The organism is Bartonella sp. AU15XJBT, from assembly GCF_028618615.1.
GTDB lineage: Bacteria > Pseudomonadota > Alphaproteobacteria > Rhizobiales > Rhizobiaceae > Bartonella.
The window spans coordinates 1-2,503 of sequence record NZ_JAQITG010000077.1; the positions used below are offsets into that span (position 1 = coordinate 1).

General features: G+C 41.1%; 2 protein-coding genes. One reads left to right on the plus strand and one right to left on the minus strand.

Annotated elements, in window-relative coordinates; all coding sequences use genetic code 11:
• Positions 1-189: 189 nt before the first annotated feature.
• Entirely contained in the window at positions 190-762 is a 573-nt protein-coding gene (locus tag PVV57_RS10020) for a replication/maintenance protein RepL (RefSeq protein WP_011068858.1), read from the minus strand.
• An 898-nt stretch (positions 763-1,660) separates the two neighbouring features.
• On the opposite strand from PVV57_RS10020, the gene mobV reads away from it, so the two are divergent.
• A partial coding sequence (mobV, locus tag PVV57_RS10025; protein WP_273784013.1) for a MobV family relaxase occupies positions 1,661-2,503 on the plus strand: 843 nt, incomplete at its 3' end.

Consider the following 2,503-nt stretch of genomic DNA (forward strand, 5'->3'; position numbering starts at 1 on the left):
TTGGTTCTGGGTCAAGGTCGCCGTTAGGCGCCCCGTAGGGGTTGCCTTGACCCTAAGAACCAAAGGTTTGTTAGTTCCTTCGATAAACGCGGATCTGAGATCATGATTTTGGTGAGCGGACAGAGAGTTTGAGAGGCGGTAGCCTCTCATTTCGTAAACTTATGGACGAACGGAGTAAGTACTAAATTTTCATGATCTGTTTAAATCATCAAATAAATCTAAGGTATTTTCGTCTGTTTTTTCATGTTTTTTTCGTTGAATAACGGTTGTGAAGGCAATTCTATCGCCGTTAAAAACAAAATTTGGATTTATAAAGTAGCGTCCCTGCCGCAATGTTTTTGCAATGATTTGAGCTTTTTCCAGCTCGTTAATTCCTCTTTTAAAAGTTGCAATACTTAATCTTAATGGTTGTTCTGATGTTGTTTGATAACTTAAAAAATCTTCTAAAATGAAACTGTCTAGGTCCACTTCATCTTTTGATAATGCTAGATTTTGAACTGCCCATAATAGAACGCCGAAAGCTTTAATTCCTGCTGATGATAGTTCAAAAGTTAGACCAATATTAGCTGTAAACAGTTTGACAAATTGCTGTCCATCTACCTTTTTAAAGGTTGTTACGTGGGTACCAAGCATTTCTCCAGTATTTTGGTTTATCAAAACATTATTATCACTTCCTAAGCGAGATAATCTAATTTGTTTTCCCTTTACAGGAATAGTCATGTTGTCCAAAAATGGATTTGTTTTATAGCGAGCGAAGCTCATTTTTCACCTCTAAAATGATCTACTGAGTTCATTTTTAGAGAGTGGGTAGCTCAAAATCAAGTGCTTTTTTGAGCGAGCGCGCAACAAGGGTTGAGCTACCGTAGTACAGATTCTGAAAATTGAATCTAGGATTTCTGGGCTCTTCCGACGAATCCCTTCTTAAATCTTATACTGGGAGAAAATACGGTCATTTTATTCCCTAAATTTTCTCCTCAGTATAAGATTGGTCGCTACGCTCTATTTTAAAAGAAAAATGACGAACTTCGTTCGACAATTTCATTCAAAAAAATTGGCTCCTTACGCCCTCAAGCATCATGCTTTCAAAGAGGATCGAACAATCCACTCGATTTTTACGGTCAAGGACGTCGTTAGGCGCCCCGTAGGGGTCTCCTTGACCGTAAAAATCTGGATTGAATCCTTTGAAAGCATGATGCTTGAGGTTTTTTTTTAAAATAAAGGAGCTCGATAATGAAAAAAATCATCAAAATCACAGTGGCTGTAATCTGCAATTTCACTGTTATTTGTAATATCTACGATGAAAACATGATGAGAGGCTACCGCCTCTCAAACTCTCTGTGCACTCACCAAAATCATGATACGGATCCGTGCTTTTGGGAACTAACAATCCTAGGTTCTTAGGGTCAAGGCAACCCCTACGGGGCGCCTAACGGCGACCTTGACCCAGAACCAAACGGATTGTTTTTACGTTCCCGCACGGCTCCGAAATCATGATAAGGAGAAAGTGCTTTTTTTTTGCTGGCCAGCCGCAAAAATGGCTTTAGCCACGAACGACTTTATGTAATAAAGTCTAGTAAGTACACCATTTATGGTGGCCCACCGGAGGTACCGCCTTGCGATTCCCCCAGTAAATACAGTCGAATAACAGATAGGGGCAGATATGGCGGTATATGCGATCATGCGTTGTAAAAAGCTAGCAACAATGGGCTGTGTGGCATCTGCATTGCAACACTGCTACCGTGAACGAGAAACACCAAATGCCGATAGTGAACGCACACCAAACAACGAACAGCACGTTTCACATTCCTCAAGTGAAGCTATGGGAAAAATGCGTGAGCTTTTACCAGAAAAGCGACGGAAAGATGCTGTGTTAGCCGTCGAGTATGTTATGACTGCTAGCCCAGAATGGTGGACAACAGCATCTCCAGAGCAGCAAAAAGAGTTCTTTAAGCGATCAAAACAGTGGTTGGCAGATAAGTACGGACAAGATCGAATTATCGCTGCTGTGGTCCATAATGATGAAATCAGCCCCCATTTAAGCGCATTCGTTGTACCTCTAACACAGGACGGAAGACTCTCTGCAAAAGATTTTATTGGTAATCGAACCAAAATGACTAACGACCAAACAACCTTTGCTGAGGCTGTAAGGGATCTTGGACTTGAAAGGGGGTTACAAGGCAGTAAAGCACAACACCAAGCTGTTAAACGGCATTATGCAGTCATCGAAAAAGGGATCAAATCTCATATCGCCATCGGTCCTGAAAACATAGAACCAAAGCAATTAAAACCGGAAAGTTTTCTCGAAAAGGTAGGCATCATAAAAACATTCGAAACAACAGATCAAATTGCTAATCGTTTGACTGAGGAAGTGAACGAACAATTTGCCAGTACAATCGCAATAGCCTCTCAAAGCCACGAAAACGCCCACAGAGCGACAAAACTACAAAGAATGGTGCAAACTATAGGAAGTCGATTAAAAGCTCTCCAAGAGCCTCTTAATGGG

Excerpts from the sequence above, each read along its gene's own strand:
- PVV57_RS10020 (WP_011068858.1), bottom strand. The coding sequence starts at position 762 with ATGAGCTTCGCTCGCTATAAAACAAATCCATTTTTGGACAACATGACT.